This is a genomic window from Nonomuraea sp. SYSU D8015 (assembly GCF_008065375.1).
In the GTDB taxonomy this organism is placed as follows: domain Bacteria; phylum Actinomycetota; class Actinomycetes; order Streptosporangiales; family Streptosporangiaceae; genus Nonomuraea.
The window spans coordinates 448,792-465,591 of record NZ_VJYI01000007.1 but is presented as its reverse complement, the minus strand read 5'-3'; the positions used below and the strand labels follow the sequence as shown (position 1 = coordinate 465,591).

Below are 16,800 nucleotides of genomic sequence, written 5' to 3'. Positions count from 1 at the left end.
CTCCAAACAATGCCTGTTCGGACAGACTGTCCAAGCAAAACCGTCAATCCAATGACGGGGTGTTACATGTGTGATGCACATGCACTGGCTTTTAACACACTGTTGAGTTCTCAAGAAACGGACGCGTACATCCTCGCCGAGATCTCTTCCAGACCCCAGCGCGGAGGCTCACTCCTCGTCTGTTACATCCAGGTTACCGAGTCGGACGATCTATGTCAAACCACCCGATCCGACACCTTCCGGACCGACCTCTCTCGAGGCCAACCCTTCTAACTTACCCTGACTTTCGACCCTTGTCCAATCGGACATCGGACCCAGCCCGAGAGCCGGGGTTCAGTAGAAGGGATGCCGGGGCTCATCAGGCCCCGCGTTGAAGACTGTAGCAGCCTCAACGGCGTGGAAGGTCCATCTTCGGTAACGAATGAACCTTCCCCGCGTACGTAGGGTTCAAACACCAAGCCCAGCGAGCTGGGCCTCGAGCCGCGCGATGTCGGCGGAGGCCTGCTCGGCACGGCCCCTGACCTTGGCGACCACGTCTTCGGGCGCCTTGGCCATGAACTGCTCGTTGCCCAGCTTGGCCGCCACCTGCGCGGCTTCCTTGCGGGCAGCGGCCAGATCCTTCTCCAGCCGCTTACGCTCGGCCGCGACGTCGATCGCACCCGCGGTGTCGATCTCCACGGTCACGTCACCCACGGTCAAACGCGCCGTGGGGGCGAAGGATTCCCCGGGCTCCGTCAGGCGCAGCAGCGCGCGGGCAGCCGTCTCCTGACCGGCCAGCGGCGTGCCGGCCAGGCCCAGGCGGGCGGCCACCTTCTGGCCGGGCTTGAGCCCCTGGTCGGAGCGGAACCTGCGGACCTCCGTCACCAGCTCCTGCAGCGCGTCGATCTCGGCCTCGGCGGCCGGGTCCGCGTAGCGGGAGTCGGCGACCGGCCACGGCGCCACGACGATCGACTCGCCGCCCGTGACGGCCCGCCACAGCTCCTCGGTCACGAACGGCACCAGCGGATGCAGCAGCCGGAGCAACGCGTCAAGCACATGACCGAGCACCAGTCGCGTGTGCTCCAGGCCCTCGCCGAGCTGGATCTTGGCCAGCTCCAGATACCAGTCGCAGACCTCGTCCCACGCGAAGTGGTAGAGCAGATCGGCCGCCTTGGCGAACTCGAACTCCTCGAACGCGGCGTCGGCCGACGTCACCACGGTCTGCAGCCGCGACAGGATCCACCGGTCGGCCGCGGTCAGCTCGGCGCCGTCGAGCGAGCCGACCGTGGCGCCGTTCATGAGAGCGAATCTGGTGGCGTTCCAGATCTTGTTGCAGAAGTTGCGCGAGCCTGCCGCCCACTCCTCGCTCACCGCGACGTCGGAGCCGGGGTTGGCGCCGCGCAGCAGCGTGAAACGGGTGGCGTCGGCGCCGAAACGCTCGACCCAGTCGAGCGGGTCGACGACGTTGCCGAACGACTTGGACATCTTCTTGCCGTGCTGGTCGCGGACCATGCCGTGCAGCGCCACGACGCGGAACGGCGGCGCGCCGTCCATGGCGTAGAGGCCGAACATCATCATCCGGGCGACCCAGAAGAACAGGATGTCGTAGCCGGTGACCAGCACGGAGGTCGGGTAGAAGCGCGCCAGCTCGGGAGTCTCCTCCGGCCAGCCCATCGTCGAGAACGGCCACAGCGCCGAGGAGAACCATGTGTCCAGGACGTCGGAGTCCTGGGTGTAGCCGGCGGGCGGCTCCTCGTCGGGGCCCACGCAGACGACATCGCCGTCCGGGCCGTACCAGACCGGGATGCGGTGCCCCCACCACAACTGGCGGGAGATGCACCAGTCGTGCATGTCGTCGACCCAGTCGAAGTAACGCTTGGCCAGCTCCGGCGGGTGGATGCGGGTGCGGCCGTCGCGAACGGCGTCGCCGGCCGCCTTGGCCAGCGGCCCGACGTTGACGAACCACTGCAGCGACAGCCGCGGCTCGACGACGGTCTTGCAGCGCGAGCAGTGGCCGACGGCGTGGACGTACGGGCGCTTCTCGGCGACGATCCTGCCCTCGGCGCGCAGCGCGGCGACGACGGCGGGCCGGGCCTCGAAGCGGTCGAGCCCCTGGAACGGCCCGTGCGTGGTGATCACGCCGCGCTCGTCCATGACGGTCAGCGACGGCAGGGAATGACGCCGTCCGATCTCGAAGTCGTTGGGGTCGTGGGCCGGCGTCACCTTGACGGCGCCGGTGCCGAACGCCGGGTCGACGTGCTCGTCGGCGACCACGGGGATCATGCGGCCGGTGAGCGGCAGCTCGACCATCGTGCCGACGAGGTGGGCGTAGCGCTCGTCGGAGGGGTGGACGGCCACGGCGGTGTCGCCGAGCATGGTCTCGGCGCGTGTGGTGGCCACCACGATCTCGTCGGAGTAGCGGATGGAGACGAGCTCGCCTTCGTCCTCGCTGTGCTCGACCTCGATGTCGGACAGCGCGGTGAGGCAGCGCGGGCACCAGTTGATGATGCGCTCGGCGCGGTAGATCAGACCGTCGTCGAACAGCCGCTTGAAGATGGTCTGGACGGCCCGCGACAGGCCCGGGTCCATGGTGAAGCGCTCGCGCGACCAGTCGACGCCGTCGCCGAGCTTGCGCATCTGGCCGAGGATCCGGCCGCCGGACTCCTCCTTCCACTGCCAGACGCGCTCGACGAACGCCTCGCGTCCGAGGTCGTGGCGCGACAGGCCCTGCTTGGCCAGCTCGCGCTCGACGACGTTCTGCGTCGCGATGCCGGCGTGGTCCATGCCGGGCAGCCAGAGCGTCTCGCGCCCCTGCATGCGGGCGCGGCGCGTGAGCGCGTCCTGGATGGAGTGGTCGAGCGCGTGCCCGATGTGCAGGACGCCCGTCACGTTGGGCGGGGGCAGGACGATGCTGTACGGCTCGCGCGAGCTGCCCGGGTCGGCGCCGAAGTAGCCTTCGGATACCCAGCGCTCGTAGCTGCGGGTCTCGACGTCGGCCGGTGTGTATTGAGTAGGCAGCTCTGGCGTTGTCACAGTGACCAATTCTAGGGAGGCGGGCGAGCGGAAAACGCCTCAAGCCCTGAACCGGTGCCGCACCGTCGCGCGACGGACCGCCCGGCGCGCCCGCGCCTGTGCGGGCTCAGAACGCCGCGAGCGCCCGCGTGGCGTGCTGCCACGGGGCGCCCGGTGTGCCGGTCAGCGGCTCAGGCCGACTTCTCGCGCGGGGTGCGCTGCTGCTTGGCGGCCAGCTGGTCGCGCGGGACAAGCGTCGGGATCGCGTGCTCGAGCACCGACTCGCGGGTGATGACCACGCGGGCGACGTCCTGCCTGGAGGGCACTTCGTACATGACGGACTGGAGCACCTCCTCCAGGATCGCGCGCAGGCCGCGGGCGCCGGTGCCGCGCAGGATGGCCTGGTCGGCGATGGCCTCCAGAGCGCCGTCGGTGAACTCCAGCTCAACGCCGTCGAGCTCGAGCAACTTGCGGTATTGCTTGACCAGGGCGTTGCGCGGCTCGGTGAGGATCTGGATGAGCGCCTCGCGGTCGAGGTTGTGCACCGAGGTGATGACCGGCAGCCGGCCGACGAACTCGGGGATCATGCCGAACTTCAGCAGGTCTTCCGGCATCACGTCGCCGAAGATGTCGACCGTGTCGACCTCTTCCTTCGACCGGATGATGGCGTTGAAGCCGATGCCCTTCTTGCCGATGCGGGACTCGATGATCTTTTCGAGGCCCGCGAACGCGCCGCCGCAGATGAACAGCACGTTGGTCGTGTCGATCTGGATGAACTCCTGGTGCGGGTGCTTGCGACCGCCCTGCGGGGGCACGCTCGCCGTGGTGCCCTCCAGGATCTTCAGCAGCGCCTGCTGGACGCCCTCACCGGAGACGTCGCGGGTGATCGACGGGTTTTCGCTCTTGCGAGCGATCTTGTCGACCTCGTCGATGTAGATGATGCCGGTCTCGGCCTTCTTGACGTCGTAGTCGGCGGCCTGGATCAGCTTGAGGAGGATGTTCTCCACATCCTCGCCGACGTAGCCCGCCTCCGTGAGCGCGGTGGCGTCGGCGATGGCGAAGGGCACGTTGAGCATCTTCGCCAGGGTCTGCGCCAGCAGCGTCTTGCCCGAGCCGGTCGGGCCGAGCAGCAGGATGTTGCTCTTGGCCAGCTCCAGGCCGTCGTCTCTGCCCCGGTCGCCGGACTGCACCCGCTTGTAGTGGTTGTAGACCGCCACCGAGAGCGCCTTCTTCGCCTTGTCCTGACCGATGACGTAGGCGTCGAGGAACTCGTAGATCTCCCTCGGCTTGGGCAGGTTGTCCCACTTGAGCTCGGAGGACTCGCTCAGCTCCTCCTCGATGATCTCATTGCAGAGATCGATGCACTCATCGCAGATGTAGACGCCTGGACCGGCAATGAGCTTCTTGACTTGCTTCTGGCTCTTTCCACAGAAAGAGCACTTCAGCAGGTCTCCCCCGTCGCCGATGCGTGCCACCCCAGATACTCCTTTGCGTGGGACCGCCCTGCTCTCGCGAGCAGTGTCTCCGGACATCCTCCGGACTTGGCCGAACCGCTCAGGTTTCGACGTTACCGTCTTCTGGGCCCTCAGTGAGCCCCCTAGCGGCGAGTCGCACCGGAACGTGCCCTATTGGGCAGCGCCCCGGTGCGTCACGTCTCGTCTAGGAAGCGACGGCCTGAGCTCGCTTCTTCCTGGACGGGATGATGTCATCGATCAGACCATACGCCTTTGCCTCGTCCGCGTTGAGAATTTTGTCGCGTTCGATGTCTTTGCGGACCTCGGCAGAGGACTTGCCCGTGTGCTGGGCCACGATGTCTTCGAGGAGAGTCCGCATGCGCAGAATCTCCCTGGCCTGGATCTCGATGTCGCTGCCCTGGCCGCCGCCCTCGGTGGACGGCTGGTGGATCAGCACCCGGGCGTTGGGCAGCGCGAACCGCTTGCCCGGGGTGCCGCCGGCCAGCAGCACGGCCGCGGCGGAGGCGGCCTGGCCGAGGCAGACGGTCTGGATTTCCGGCCGGACGAACTGCATCGTGTCGTAGATCGCCGTCATGGCCGTGAACGACCCGCCGGGCGAGTTGATGTAGATGCTGATGTCACGGTCGGGATCGAGCGACTCCAGCGTCAGCAGCTGGGCCATCACGTCGTTGGCCGACGCGTCGTCGATCTGCACTCCGAGGAAGATGATGCGGTCCTCGAAGAGCTTGTTGTACGGGTTCATCTCCTTCACGCCGTACGACGTGCGCTCGACGAAGGAGGGGAGAACGTAACGGCTCTCGATGTTCATGTCAGCTCCCCCTAGGAAACCGGGCCCTGTGAGGGCACCTGTCGTGCGCTACGGACGACGTGGTCGATGAAGCCGTAGTCCTTGGCCTCCTCGGCCGTGAACCAGCGGTCGCGGTCGGAGTCGGACTCGATCTGCTCCAGCGGCTGCCCGGTGTGGAAGGCGATCCGCTCGGCCAGCGTCTTCTTCACGTAGAGCATCTGCTCTGCCTGGATGGCGATGTCGGCCGCCGTGCCGCCGATGCCGCCGGACGGCTGGTGCATCATGACCCGGGCGTGCGGCAGGGCGTAACGCTTGCCCCTTGCCCCGGCGGTGAGCAGGAACTGCCCCATCGAGGCTGCCAGGCCCATCACAACCGTTGATACGTCGTTCGGCACGTATTCCATCATGTCGTAAATCGCCATGCCCGCACTCACCGAGCCCCCCGGCGAGTTGATGTAGAGCGTGATGTCGCGCTCGGAGTCGTCGGCCGCGAGGAGCAGCAGCTCGGCGCAGATGCGGTTGGCGATCTCGTCGTTGACCTCCTGCCCGAGCACGATGATGCGCTCGCGGAGGAGGCGCTGGTAAAGCTGGTCTTCAAGCCGGAAGGCGGAGCCGTTCTCACGGCCTCGAGACTCAGGCTGATAGAAGGTCGGCGGGCTGGTCACAGCGTCACCTTCCGATGCGTCGTAATCGATTGGCTTTGCTTGTGACCTTAACGCGCGCTGCCCACAGGTCATGCCCGGTCCCCGGTACTGTTCGCTGACGGCGCAGGTTCGGGTCTTGTACCGGCGCGGTCCAGCCGTGGCGGGCCGTGATGGTGCCCCTGACGCGCCCTGAGAGGGCGGGTCGGCGCGGCGCGGGCACCGGGAGCGGTTCGGTCGGCCTGCCACCCTCCCGGCTCGGCCTGAGCCGTCTCAGCGCCTCCAGCGCCCCCCATCCCCGGGGCCATCGAGGGCTGATTGGGGTTCGCCGGGTCATCGCGTCGCATCATCGGTTGGGCGGAGTCGGCGGCAGCGGACTCGGGACGTGCGGTGCCGGACGCCGGGCCTGCTCTGCTCGAGGGCCGGCCGCCTCCCTGCGCGGACAGCATGACGCATCCGGCGGGCCGACGGCACCCGGGCAGCACGCGAACGCCCAAGAGGGCGGAGGTGGCGCGGTGGGCGGTGGTGGCACGCACGCCTGTGGTGGCCCCGGCGGGCAAGGTGGCACGTAGGGCGACGACGACCCGCCCGGCGGTGGCGCGGACACACCGTGACGGCCCTCCGGGCGAGCCTGCGTGCAGGGCGGCGGGGACCCGCGCGGCGCTGGTGGCCCGGGCGGCGGTAACGGCCGATGCGGCGGTGGTGTGGTTGGGGTGGGGACGTGGAAGCCCCCGGACCGATCGCTCTCGGGCCGGGGGCTTCGCGTTGCCTGGAGGGAAGAGGTTACGCCTCGGGCTTGTCCTCGGAGGCGGGCTCCTCCTCGACGGGCTCCTCGCCGTTGATCTCGGTGTAGATCGCCTTGAGGTCGACCTCGTTGCCGTCGGTGTCGACCACCTTGGCGGCGTCGCCGAGCACGGACTTGGCCTTGTCGCGGACGATCTCCACCATGGCCAGCGTGAGCTGGTCGTTGTCGGCGAGGTGCTTGGCCAGCTCGTTGGGCTGCACGCCCATCTCCATGGCGCGGCGCACCACGAAGTTGGTCAGCTCCTGCTCGGAGACACCGAGCTCCTCAGCCTTGACGATCTTGTCGAGCACGAAGCCGACCTTGAGCGCGCGGGCGGAGTTCTTCTCGAACTCGGCGAAGCGCTCCTCCTCCGTCGTCTGGTAGAGGCGGAAGAAGGCGTCGCGGCTCAGGCCGCTCTCGGCCACCTGGTGGTCGAGGTTGTGCTTGCGGGCGTCGATCTCGGCCTTGAGCGCGCTCTCCGGCAGCGGGATGTCGATCTTGTCGAGCAGCGCGTCGAGCGCCTTCTCGCGGGCCTGCACGACCTGGTCGATCAGCTTGTTGCGGCGGGCCTGCTCGCGGATGCTGGCCTTGAGCTCGTCAAGCGTGTCGAACTCGCTGGCGAGCTGGGCGAACTCGTCGTCCAGCTCGGGCAGGACCTTTTCCTTGACCGACTTGACGTTGATGATGACCTCAGCCTCCTCGCCGGCGTTCTCGCCGCCGACGAGCTCGGTCGTGAAGCGCTTCTCCTCGCCCGCGGACATGCCCTCGAGCGCGGCGTCGAGGCCCTGCAGCACCGAGCCGGCGCCGACCTCGTACGAGACCTCGCTGGCGGCCTGCTCCTCGATGTTCTTGCCGTCGATCTCGGCGCGCAGGTCCATGACGACGAAGTCGCCGTTGGCGGCGGGGCGGTCGACGCCGGTCAGCGTCGCGAAGCGCTGGCGCAGGGCGTCGAGCTGCTTGTCGACGTCCTCGTCGGAGACCTCTGCGGAGTCGACCGTGACCTCGATGTCCGCGTAGTCGGGGACGTCGAAGTTGGGCCGGATGTCGACCTCGGCGGTGAACTCGATCTGCTCACCGTCGTCGATCTTCGTGACCTCGATGTCCGGCTGACTGACCGGGAACACGTCGACCTCGTCGACGGCCTGGCCGTACAGCTTGGGCACGGCGTCGTTGAGGGTCTCCTCCAGCACTACCGCCCGGCCGAAGCGCTGCTCGATGATGCGGGCCGGAACCTTGCCAGGCCGGAACCCGGGGACGCGCACCTGCTGCGCGACCTTCTTGTACGCCGCATCCATGCTCGGGCGCAGCTCCTCGAACGGCACCTCGACAGTGAGCTTGACCCGGGTCGGGCTGAGCTCCTCGACAGCGGTCTTCACGGAATGGTCTCCTTGATCAAGCTACGAGTGATCGCGGGCGCGTCCATTCGGTACGGCTCACGCGCCGCGCCCACATGAGCGGTGTTGGGCATGCTCCGCAACGGCGGCATCCAACGCCGATGGTCCAGTCTAGGGCAGACGCACACCCAACAACGACGCCGCCGCGGCTAGAACTCGTCCGCGATCGCCCGCAAGAGCTCAATCGTCTCGTCAGGGGTGGTGCTCACCGCGCACAACCGCTCCATGACCTCGGTGTATCGGTCCACGTCTTCACGCTTGTCCAGGTAGAGCGCGCTGGCGAGCTGCTCGACGTACACGACGTCGGGCAGGTCCGGGTCGGGAAAGCGCAGGATGCTGAACGCCCCGCCCTCCGCACTGTGGCCGCCGAAGCTGAACGGCATGATCTGGATCGTGATGTTGGGCTGGCGCATGAGATCGATGAGGTGCTCCAACTGTGCCCTCATGACCTCGGCTCCACCGATCGGCCGCCGTAGCGCGGCCTCGTCGATCACCGCCCAGAAGACCGGCCCGTCTTCCTTGTCCAAGATCCTCTGGCGCTCCAGCCGGAGATCCACCCTCCTGGCGATCTCCTCGGCTCCGATGCCCGCCGCGCCGGCGGTCACCACAGCCCTGGCGTACTCCTTGGTCTGCACCAGTCCTGGCACGAACTGGACCTCGTAGGTCCTGATCCTGGCGGCGGCCTCCTCGAGGCCGACGTACGCCTGGAACCACGTGGGCAGGACATCGTTGAACCGGTGCCACCAGCCCGGCTCGTTGGCGGTGGCGACCAGGTCGAGCACGGCGGAGCGAGCCTGCTGATCCACGACTCCGTACAGAGTCAGCAGGTCGGCTACGTCGCGTTCCTTGAACCCCACTCGGCCCAGTTCCATGCGGCTGATCTTGGATTCCGAGCCCCGGATGAGGTGGCCCGCCTCCTCACGAGTGACGTTCTTCGCTTCCCTGAGCTTGCGCAGCTGGGAGCCCAGGAGGATGCGCAGCGCCGTCGGCCCGGAACCCGGCTGGTTCTGCGTCACTTTGCCTCCTATCAAGGTCCGCACACACAGTGACACCACATCGCCGCTTATGACAAGGTCTCAACCTGGTGTCCGATTCGCTTATCTATGCCCCAAAAGGCTCCTTGCTATTGCACACTACGGATGCACGTGCATTTGGGTCTTGCAGGCGCACCCGTCGGTGACTCATGATGGCTTAGTGCATATTGGGCCATACATGCACTAACCAAGGCTTAACGGGGAGGTATCGGCGGCATGGTGGAGGACCCTCTGGCCACTGCCGATTGCCTGCAGATCACCCGGGAAGTCGGCTTCGACCACCTGCTGATGGGTGGCGGCAAGCCGTACACGACCGCGTGTCCCCTGCCCTTCCAGGCCGACTCGGTGAAGACCGCCAGGGACGTGACCCGCTCCACGCTGCGGAGCTGGGGGTTGCACGACCTGAGTGACGACGCCGCGCTCGTGGTGTCGGAGCTGGTGACGAACGCGGTCAGGTACGCGATGTACGCGGCCGGGCGGCGGGAGATCGAGCTGCTGCTCATGCGGGTCTCGCCGCACGTGCTGCTGGCGGTGGCCGACCCGAGCGACGAGGTGCCGACGCCCAAGGAGCCCGACTTCATCTCCGAGAACGGGCGTGGCCTTTACATCGTCGAGACCTACAGCCAGAGCTGGGGCTGGGACCGCCTGGCGCGCGGCGGGAAGGCCGTCTGGGCGCTCTTCCGCACCGAGCCCTGATCAGGCGAACCCTCCGCACCGGTCCCTGACCGCCTGAACCTGCGGCGCCGGAATTCTTTCGTCTGGATACGCTTCGTCACGCCCTCGTTCGTGACCAGAGTGCTAGATTGGTCATCAGTCATCAGTCACAAGGAGGGCGCCATGCCTACCGAGCAGATCGGGCGGGCCGACCGGATCCTCGACGCGGCCAAGGACCTGCTGCTGCGCTGGGGATACCGGCGGGTCACGATCGACGACATCGCCAAGCGGGCCGGGGTCGGCAAAGGCACGATCTACCTGCACTGGCGCACGCGGGAGCAGTTGTTCTTCGCGGTCGGCGCCAGGGAGGCGGTGGCGATGCTGGAGGCGGTCGTCACGGCCATGCGGGCGGATCCCGGCGAGATCGCCCTGCATCGGTACATGCGCCGCTTCTTCCTGGAGGCGATGCGGCGGCCGGTGCTGCGCGCGATCTTCACCAGGGACGCGGAGACGCTCGACAAGTTCCTCTCCAGCCCGGCCAGGAAGCCGCTGGAGGGCGCCAAGCTGCTCGCCTCGCGCGAATATCTCGGCGTGCTGGCCCGGCACGGCCTGCTGCGGGCCGGGCTGCGGCCGGAGGACCTGGACTATCCGCTGCCGACGATCGTGTTCGGGTTCTTCGCCATCGAGCCGATGCTGCCCGCCGAGGTCTCGCTGAGCCTGGAGGAGAAGGCGGACCATCTGGCCGACACGCTGCGCAGGACCTTCGAGCCCGAGCGGCTGCCGGACTGCGAGCCGGCGGCCGAGCGGGGGATCGAGATCTTCGAGGGGCTCTCCCGTGACTTCAGCAACGCGGCGTACGGAGGCGGAGATGGGTCATGACATCGGCGGGCTGCACCACGTGGGGCACGTGGTCCGCGACATGGGGCAGGCGCTGGAGCGGTATCGGCGGATGGGGTTCGCCCTGCCCGGGCCCGCCTACCCGGTGCTGGGCGAGCCGCCGGAGCCGTTCGGGGTGGCCAACACCCACGCGTACCTCGCGGGGAGCTTCGTCGAGCTGGTCGCCCTCGCGGAGGCGGGACGCCTTCCCGGCGACGCGCGGCCGATCCCGCTGCACGTCCCGGAGGACCGGCTCCCCGCGTTGAAGGAGGCCGTCCGCGGCACCGTGGCCAACCTGGACGCCTGCCTGCGGCGCTTCGAGGGCGTGCACATCCTGATGTTCGACTCGCCGGACATCGACGCGGCCGCCGAGCGGCTGGCGGCCGGCGGCGCCGGGCACGGCGGGGTGCACGCCGCCCAGCGGCCGGTGGAGACGGTGGACGGGCTGGTGATGGAGCCCGTACGGTACCTGGAGTTCGACGGGTCCGGGCCCGGCCGCGTGCCGGAGGGGCGGGTCGGGCTGGCGGAGAACGCCGCGGGCTCGCCGCACGGAGCCGCCGATCATCCCAACGGCGCGGTCGAGCTGACCGGATGCGTGCTGTGCGTGGCCGACGACGAGCTGGCCGAAGCAGAGCGGCGTTACGAGCTCTACGTGGGGCACGCGGCGCGCCGGGACGGGGCCGTGCGTACGTTCGTGCTCGGCGAAGGCCGGGCCGAGGTCACGCTCGTCGCCGCGTCAGGACTGGGCGGGCTGCTGCCGGGCGAGCAGACGGCGAGGTCAGGCGGAGAGGGCGCGGCTGCTTTGCCCGCCTTCGCGGCCTATGTGGTGGCGGTGCGGGACGTCGCGGCGACCGAGCGATTCCTGCGCGACGGCGGGATGCCGGTGGGCAGGACCGCCGCGGGCGAGGTGTTCGTGCCCGCCCGGGCGGCGCTCGGCACCGCCGTCGTCTTCAGGCAGGCGGGCTGAGGGGCTCGTCAATCGCCGGTGACGCCGTCGATGCGCTCGCGCAGGAGGTCCGCGTGGCCGTTGTGGCGGGCGTACTCCTCGATCATGTGGACGAGGATCCAGCGGTGCGTGCAGTCCTGGCCGTTGCGGTCGCCGACGGCGTCGAGCGGCTTGGCCGCCGAGATGGCGCGGGCGAGCTCGATCTCCTCCTGCCACGTCGCGAACGCCTCCTCGACCGAGGCCGTGTCGACGTCGTTGAAGTCGGCGTCGATGTCGCGGTCCTTGTCCCACAGCCTGGGGACGGCCTCGCCGTTCAGCACCCTGCGGAACCAGGCGCGTTCGACGTGCGCCATGTGCCTGACCAGGCCGAGCAGGGACAGGGTGGAGGGCGGCGCGGAGCGCATGCGCAGCTGGTCGTCCGAGAGGCCGGCGCATTTGACGGCGAGGGTGGCGCGGTGCCATTCGAGCCAGTTGTTGAGCATCGTCCGCTCGTCGCCGGCCATCGGGGGCGGGGTGCGGCTGTCAGTCGCTTGGGTCACGAGCCCTGACCTTATCTTGAAGGATCCTGTAGACGGCCTCGCGGACGCTCTCGTCCCGTACGTTGGCGACGAAGTCGTCAGGGGTGTCGCCGCAGATGTGGCGTAACTCGGCGGATCCGTCGAGGAGGTCCTGGATCAGGGTTCTCTGGGACGCGAGGCGGCGCGGCCGGCCGTCGGGGCCGGCCAGGCAGCCATGCCTTCCCGTGTACGCGGAGGGGGGCGGGTGGCCGGCGCCCGACTCCAGGGTGATCGGGTGACGGAGCGGGCGGCGCTCGTAGTTCGGCTCGGTGAGGTCCAGGGCGGCGAGCTGCTCCTCGTCCAGCCAGAGCACGAACAGCCTGGAGGACTCGCCGGGCGTTTCGATCGGGGCGGCGGGCACGTACCCCCATCTGCTCACATGGGCGGACACGCCGGGCGCGACGCCCGGGGCGTCGGCGAGCGTCATGGGGACGAGCGGGCGTACCGCGTGGTCGAGGAATTTCCTGAGGAGCTGGCTGGGCGCGGCGTTGGAGCCCACCGCGACGACCGGGTGGCGCTCGTCCAGGGGCGGGAAACCGCCGCGGGACAGGAGGGCGCCGAGCCTCTCCCCCGCCGCCTCCCACTCCTCCGGAGGGCTGTCGTCGACGGGGCGCAGCGGGATGTACGTGTCGTCGAACAGGACGCCGGACGTGGCGGGGATCCGGCCGGGATAGGTCAGCGGGCGGGATATCGGATCGTCCTGGAACAGCCGCATGGTTCCCTGCATGCCCCGCAAGCGGGCGGCAGGCGCGGGTAATCGGCGTGCAATCGCCACGCAAGCGCTCCCGCGTTACCTGTCGGCGCAGGAGACGATCGAGGAGCGAGGAACACGAAGATGAAGCGAACGGGGAAACTGCTCCCGGTGGGAGTGGTCGTGACGGTGACGGGCCTGCTGACGCTCGGGGCCGGGGTCGCCGGGATGGTGACGATATGGCCGATACCGGGGTGGTCCACCACAGCGCTCACCGTCGGGACCACGCTGATGATCCCCGGCGTCTTCCTGCTCGTGCTGGGGCAGATCAACCGTTCGATGAGCACGTTCATGTCGGATTTCAACGGGGCCACGCAGCCCGGCGGAAAGGGCGGCGGCCTTTTCGGGATGATCAACGATCTGGCCGGCGGCAACCAGGACCTCCTGGTCAGCGGCGTGCCGGCGAGCGCCGTCATCCTCTCCATGCGCGACACCGGTGTGACGGTCAACGACCTCCCCGTGGTCGGGTTCGAGCTGGAGGTCCGGCGCGAGGACGGGGAGGTGTACCGGGTCGCCCACCGCGAGACGATGCCGCGCCTCCTCGTCGGCGCCATCCTCCCCGGCGCCCACGTGCCCGTCCGCCTCGACCCGGCCAACCCCAGCCGCCTCGCCGTCGACTGGCGGTACGCCGCCGGGTACGCGTCCCCGTCGGCCGGACAGCGGGTGTCGGCCGCCGACATCCTCGCCCGGGGTGTGCCCGCCACGGCCACCGTCCTCGGCACGTTCTCGACGGACGGGATGACCGCCGACAACGGCGACCCCATCGTGGGCTTCGTCCTGCGCGTGACCGGCCCCCAGGGCCCGTACGAGGTGCGCCTGGCCCACCGGGTCCCGCCGCAGCACTTGGCCCGAGTCCTCCCGGGCACCGTGCTCCCCGCCAAGATCGCCCCGGAGGACTCCCAGAAGGTCGCCATCGATTGGGAGCAGCACCCCCCGCTCCACACCGCGACCGGCATGGGGTAGACCGCGGACCGCAGTGGGCCGATCAGCTGCTCTGAGCGGTGGTGCCGCCCGGGATTTGATGATCCAGAGTGACGGTCACTTCGAGCCCGCCGTCCGGGAGCGGCCGGGCTTCCACTGTGCCGTGGTGGGCCTCGACGATGGAGGCCACGATCGACAGGCCCAGTCCCAGTCCGTCGCCGACGGCCTTCCTGCCGGTTTCAGGCGCTGGAAGGGTTGCATGAGCCTGGGAACCCGGTCGGGCGGGATCACCGGACCGCTGTTGGCGACGCGGAGGGTGGGGCCGCCCGGCCGCACGGCCGTCTCCACCGCGATCCACCCATCAGGAACGTTGTACCGCAGTCGGCCAGCCCCTTCAGCTCGTCGTCCGGCCCCGAGGCGGCCAGCCGCCGATCGAGCCGATCGGCCGTGATGCGCCTGACGGTGGCCGTCATCTCGCCCAGCGGCCGGAGCACCCACCCGGCCATGACCCAGCCGAGCAGTATCGTCGCGAACGCCACGGCGGCCGGCGCGATCAGGGAGTTGACCAGCAGCCGGCGCAGGCTCTCGGTCTGGTCGATCGGGGGCGCCTGGACGGGCGGGTCGAGCCCGCCCGGCGGCACGGGGGCGGCCGGCGGCGCCGGGAAGGGCGAGTGCTCGACCAGGAAGTAGATGAGCGCGACCAGGTCGCCGAGCTTGCGGCGCAGCCGGCTGATCGTCACCTTCACGGTGTGGGTGAACGGGTCGGCGAACTCGTCCCAGCCGCGCTCCAGCAGCTGCTCGGCGGAGACCACCGCGCCGTCAGCGGCCGGCAGCAGCTCCAGTACGGCGAACTCCTTGGGGCTGTTACCCGCCGGGACCCGGCTGCCGGGCGCGCCCGTGGCGCCGTCCGCAGCCGATGCCGCCGTCCTGACGGCGAAACCGATGCGGCGCCGCGTGACAGACCCGCCGCGGCACCACACGGCGTGCTCCACGCTGGTGAACGCCGACGTGTGTTTCGAGGTGCGATTGCATCCGCGGAGCGACCGGTCCTGCCACTCTCCCATGTGCCCCGTCCGGGTGGCGATCCACCGATCGGTTGAGTCGACGCCTCCACCGTCCGGCAGCCAGGTCCCGTCTACTGGTCGGTGTTGGAAGAAGTGCTGGTCGTAGCAGGCTGAATGCGCCGATAACGGATGGGCCGAGCCCGAAAGGACGCGCGCATGCCACCAGTGATCGAGGTACGCAACCTCCATAAGCGCTATGACGACAAGATCGCGGTCGACGATGTCTCCCTCACCGTCCAGGAGGGTGAGATCTTTGGCATCCTCGGCCCGAACGGCGCCGGCAAGACGACGACCGTGGAGTGCATCGAGGGCCTCCGCATGCCGGATCGCGGTGAGATCAAGGTGCTCGGGCTCGACCCCCTCCGGGAGCGCGCCGAGCTGACCCGGCGGCTCGGCGTCCAGTTGCAGGCCGGCCACCTCCCCGAGCGGCTACAGGTCGCCGAGGCCCTGGAGCTCTACAGCTCCTTCTACCCCGAGCCCGCCGACTGGCGCGCGCTGCTGGAGGGCCTCGGCCTGGCGGACAAGGCGAGGACCAGGTACGCCAAGCTGTCCGGCGGCCAGAAACAACGGCTGTCGATCGCGCTGGCGCTCATCGGCAGCCCCCGGGTGGCGATCCTCGACGAACTCACCACCGGTCTCGACCCGCAGGCCCGGCGCGACACCTGGGACCTGATCGAGAGCGTGCGCTCTCACGGGGTGACGATCGTGCTGGTGACCCACTTCATGGAGGAGGCCGAGCGGCTGTGCGACCGGCTCGCGCTGATCGACGCCGGCCGCGTCGTCATGGTGGACACCCCGACCGGTCTGACCGAACGGGCGCGCATCGGGCAGCGGATCCAGTTCCGCCCGTCCAGGCCGATGGACGACCGCCTGCTGACGAGCCTGCCCGACGTCTCCGGCGTCACCCGCCGGGGCGAGCTGGTCATCGTCAACGGCAACGACAACGCGCTCAACGCCGTCACCACCGTGCTGGCCCGCAACCAGATCGTGGCCGAGCAGCTGCGCGTCGAGCAGGCCAGCCTGGAGGACGCGTTCGTCCAGCTGACCGGCAAGCGCCTCGACCCCGGCCCCCGATAACGAATCACAGAGAGGACCTCATACCCATGTCAGTTCCGCGCACCGCCGCACCCCCCGTCACCGCCGCGCGAGGTTCCGCAACGTGGCGGCTCATCAAGACCGAGAGCACGTTGTGCGTCCGAGACAAGGTCGGCCCCCTCTGGGGTATCGGCTTCCCGCTGATCCTGTTGATCATCCTCGGCAGCGTCTCCGATCTGCGGCAGCCCGTGGAGGCCGGCGGCGGCCTGACGTACTTCGACCTCTACGTCCCTGTTCTGATCCTGTTCAATCTGGCCGTCCTGGCCACGGGCTCCCTACCGACCACGCTCGCGGGATACCGGGAGAACGGCGTGCTGCGGCGCATGCGGACCACGCCGGTCGGCCCGGCCCGCGTGCTCGCCGCCCAGCTGGTGGCCAACTTCGCCATCGCGGTCGTCGCGATGGTCCTGTTCCTCGCGGCGGCCAGGTTCGGCTTCGGCGTCGACCTTCCGAAGCACCTTCTCGGTTTCGCCCTCGCCTGGCTGCTCGCGGCGGCCGCGCTGCTCGCGATCGGCCTGCTGATCGCCGCGCTCGCGCCCGGGCGTGGCCCGGCCACGGCGATCGGCACGGTGCTGTTCTTCCCGATGATGTTCTTCGCCGGACTCTGGATACCGATCCCGCTGATGCCGCCGCTGCTGAGGAACATCGCCCACTACACCCCGCTCGGCGCGGGCATGAGGGCGTTCCAGGACGCGTTCCTGGGTCACTTTCCGTCCGCCGTGCCGCTGTTGACCCTGGCGGCCTATGCGGTGGTGTGCGCGTTCGTCGCGGTCCGCTGGTTCCGCTGGGAATAGACGCTGAGAATAGAGGCTGGGAACAGAATCCCGCGG

At 68.9% G+C, this 16,800-nt stretch carries 16 protein-coding genes and 1 pseudogene; 6 read left to right on the top strand and 11 right to left on the bottom strand.

The features are described from left to right. Window positions 1-447: 447 nt before the first annotated feature. The 6 genes from ID574_RS30130 to ID574_RS30105 form a co-directional block, all read right to left on the bottom strand. On the bottom strand, window positions 448-3,021 hold the full coding sequence (locus ID574_RS30130) for a valine--tRNA ligase (RefSeq protein WP_188192333.1): 2,574 nt from the start codon (window positions 3,019-3,021) through the stop codon (window positions 448-450). 161 nt (window positions 3,022-3,182) lie between these two features. Next, on the bottom strand, window positions 3,183-4,466 hold the full coding sequence (gene clpX / locus ID574_RS30125) for an ATP-dependent Clp protease ATP-binding subunit ClpX (protein ID WP_188192332.1): 1,284 nt from the start codon (window positions 4,464-4,466) through the stop codon (window positions 3,183-3,185). Between the two features lie 184 nt (window positions 4,467-4,650). Next, a complete protein-coding gene (locus tag ID574_RS30120) occupies window positions 4,651-5,274 on the bottom strand; it encodes an ATP-dependent Clp protease proteolytic subunit (RefSeq protein ID WP_188192331.1) in 624 nt (207 codons plus the stop codon). A gap of 11 nt (window positions 5,275-5,285) precedes the next feature. After that, entirely contained in the window at window positions 5,286-5,918 is a 633-nt protein-coding gene (locus ID574_RS30115; RefSeq protein WP_188192377.1) for a ClpP family protease, read from the bottom strand. Between the two features lie 759 nt (window positions 5,919-6,677). After that, window positions 6,678-8,054, bottom strand: a complete 1,377-nt coding sequence (gene tig / locus ID574_RS30110; protein ID WP_188192330.1) for a trigger factor — start codon at window positions 8,052-8,054, stop codon at window positions 6,678-6,680. Between the two features lie 167 nt (window positions 8,055-8,221). Then, window positions 8,222-9,088, bottom strand: coding sequence for a helix-turn-helix domain-containing protein (locus tag ID574_RS30105; protein WP_188192329.1), 867 nt, complete (start codon window positions 9,086-9,088; stop codon window positions 8,222-8,224). A 234-nt stretch (window positions 9,089-9,322) separates the two neighbouring features. On the opposite strand from ID574_RS30105, the gene ID574_RS30100 reads away from it, so the two are divergent. From ID574_RS30100 to ID574_RS30090, 3 genes are all read left to right on the top strand, one after another. After that, complete coding sequence (locus ID574_RS30100; protein WP_188192328.1) at window positions 9,323-9,802, top strand: ATP-binding protein; 480 nt, start codon at window positions 9,323-9,325, stop codon at window positions 9,800-9,802. A gap of 141 nt (window positions 9,803-9,943) precedes the next feature. Continuing rightward, window positions 9,944-10,639 carry a TetR/AcrR family transcriptional regulator gene (locus ID574_RS30095; RefSeq protein ID WP_188192327.1) on the top strand — a complete coding sequence of 232 codons (696 nt, stop codon included), beginning with the start codon at window positions 9,944-9,946 and terminating at the stop codon, window positions 10,637-10,639. After that, the gene (locus tag ID574_RS30090) at window positions 10,629-11,603 is read left to right on the top strand and encodes a VOC family protein (protein ID WP_188192326.1); all 975 of its coding nucleotides are present in this window, start codon (window positions 10,629-10,631) and stop codon (window positions 11,601-11,603) included. Before ID574_RS30095 ends, ID574_RS30090 begins: the two co-directional genes overlap by 11 nt. Window positions 11,604-11,611: 8 nt before the next feature. Here the strand turns inward: ID574_RS30090 and ID574_RS30085 are convergent, their stop codons facing one another. Further along, window positions 11,612-12,064 (bottom strand): DinB family protein, encoded by a 453-nt coding sequence (locus ID574_RS30085; RefSeq protein WP_188192376.1) that lies wholly within the window; start codon window positions 12,062-12,064, stop codon window positions 11,612-11,614. A 40-nt stretch (window positions 12,065-12,104) separates the two neighbouring features. Next, window positions 12,105-12,854, bottom strand: coding sequence for a hypothetical protein (locus tag ID574_RS30080; protein WP_188192325.1), 750 nt, complete (start codon window positions 12,852-12,854; stop codon window positions 12,105-12,107). A 120-nt stretch (window positions 12,855-12,974) separates the two neighbouring features. On the opposite strand from ID574_RS30080, the gene ID574_RS30075 reads away from it, so the two are divergent. Continuing rightward, a complete protein-coding gene (locus ID574_RS30075) occupies window positions 12,975-13,853 on the top strand; it encodes a hypothetical protein (protein ID WP_188192324.1) in 879 nt (292 codons plus the stop codon). A 22-nt stretch (window positions 13,854-13,875) separates the two neighbouring features. Here the strand turns inward: ID574_RS30075 and ID574_RS30070 are convergent, their stop codons facing one another. The 3 genes and pseudogenes from ID574_RS30070 to ID574_RS60260 all read right to left on the bottom strand — a co-directional run. Further along, window positions 13,876-14,169, bottom strand: coding sequence for an ATP-binding protein (locus ID574_RS30070; RefSeq protein ID WP_188192323.1), 294 nt, complete (start codon window positions 14,167-14,169; stop codon window positions 13,876-13,878). After that, complete coding sequence (locus ID574_RS60265) at window positions 14,099-14,317, bottom strand: HAMP domain-containing protein (protein ID WP_223167218.1); 219 nt, start codon at window positions 14,315-14,317, stop codon at window positions 14,099-14,101. The genes ID574_RS30070 and ID574_RS60265 overlap by 71 nt, the downstream gene beginning before the upstream one ends. A gap of 198 nt (window positions 14,318-14,515) precedes the next feature. Continuing rightward, window positions 14,516-14,674, bottom strand: a pseudogene (locus ID574_RS60260) (winged helix-turn-helix domain-containing protein); the annotation flags it as partial. 357 nt (window positions 14,675-15,031) lie between these two features. On the opposite strand from ID574_RS60260, the gene ID574_RS30060 reads away from it, so the two are divergent. Beyond that, on the top strand, window positions 15,032-15,952 hold the full coding sequence (locus ID574_RS30060) for an ABC transporter ATP-binding protein (protein WP_188192321.1): 921 nt from the start codon (window positions 15,032-15,034) through the stop codon (window positions 15,950-15,952). A gap of 26 nt (window positions 15,953-15,978) precedes the next feature. After that, window positions 15,979-16,764 (top strand): ABC transporter permease, encoded by a 786-nt coding sequence (locus tag ID574_RS30055; RefSeq protein WP_188192320.1) that lies wholly within the window; start codon window positions 15,979-15,981, stop codon window positions 16,762-16,764. The last annotated feature ends 36 nt before the right edge of the window (window positions 16,765-16,800 follow it).

Excerpts from the sequence above, each read along its gene's own strand:
- ID574_RS30095 (WP_188192327.1), top strand. The coding sequence starts at position 9,944 with ATGCCTACCGAGCAGATCGGGCGGGCCGACCGGATCCTCGACGCGGCC.
- ID574_RS30055 (WP_188192320.1), top strand. The coding sequence starts at position 15,979 with ATGTCAGTTCCGCGCACCGCCGCACCCCCCGTCACCGCCGCGCGAGGT.
- ID574_RS30060 (WP_188192321.1), top strand. The coding sequence starts at position 15,032 with ATGCCACCAGTGATCGAGGTACGCAACCTCCATAAGCGCTATGACGAC.
- ID574_RS30100 (WP_188192328.1), top strand. The coding sequence starts at position 9,323 with ATGGTGGAGGACCCTCTGGCCACTGCCGATTGCCTGCAGATCACCCGG.
- ID574_RS30085 (WP_188192376.1), bottom strand. The coding sequence starts at position 12,064 with ATGCTCAACAACTGGCTCGAATGGCACCGCGCCACCCTCGCCGTCAAA.
- ID574_RS30080 (WP_188192325.1), bottom strand. The coding sequence starts at position 12,854 with ATGCGGCTGTTCCAGGACGATCCGATATCCCGCCCGCTGACCTATCCC.
- ID574_RS30120 (WP_188192331.1), bottom strand. The coding sequence starts at position 5,274 with ATGAACATCGAGAGCCGTTACGTTCTCCCCTCCTTCGTCGAGCGCACG.
- ID574_RS30075 (WP_188192324.1), top strand. The coding sequence starts at position 12,975 with ATGAAGCGAACGGGGAAACTGCTCCCGGTGGGAGTGGTCGTGACGGTG.
- ID574_RS60265 (WP_223167218.1), bottom strand. The coding sequence starts at position 14,317 with ATGGCCGGGTGGGTGCTCCGGCCGCTGGGCGAGATGACGGCCACCGTC.
- ID574_RS30090 (WP_188192326.1), top strand. The coding sequence starts at position 10,629 with ATGGGTCATGACATCGGCGGGCTGCACCACGTGGGGCACGTGGTCCGC.